Origin of the sequence: Psychrobacter sp. TB20-MNA-CIBAN-0197 (assembly GCF_040309765.1) — a bacterium.
Lineage (GTDB): Bacteria > Pseudomonadota > Gammaproteobacteria > Pseudomonadales > Moraxellaceae > Psychrobacter > Psychrobacter submarinus.
Genome location: NZ_JBEOPC010000468.1, coordinates 1 through 277, shown reverse-complemented (window position 1 = coordinate 277; position 277 = coordinate 1). Strand labels below are relative to the sequence as shown.

The window sequence follows — 277 nt, the reverse complement described above, 5'->3', positions numbered from 1 at the left end:
CACTTAGGTCTTGATCAAAGCCTTGTTTTTTAGCAAGGCGAAGTACATCACGTTGCAAATAAATATTGTTGGGTTGTATTTCGAGTGCTTTTTTATAGTCAATGTAGGCATCATCATACTGTTTACTGCTTTGGTACAATAAAGCGGATAAATAAAAAGTATAAGCATTTTGAAAGCCATTTTTAACGTCTCGGGTAACCTTACTCATACTTGGATAATGCTGCTGCGCTTCTTTTGTAGCGGAATCTAGCGCTGCCTGATTTTGAATAAGTGCGTC

1 pseudogene is annotated in these 277 nt (G+C 37.5%); it reads right to left on the bottom strand.

Annotated features, from left to right (window positions below):
* Positions 1-277, bottom strand: a pseudogene (locus AAEY83_RS14530) (hypothetical protein); the annotation flags it as partial.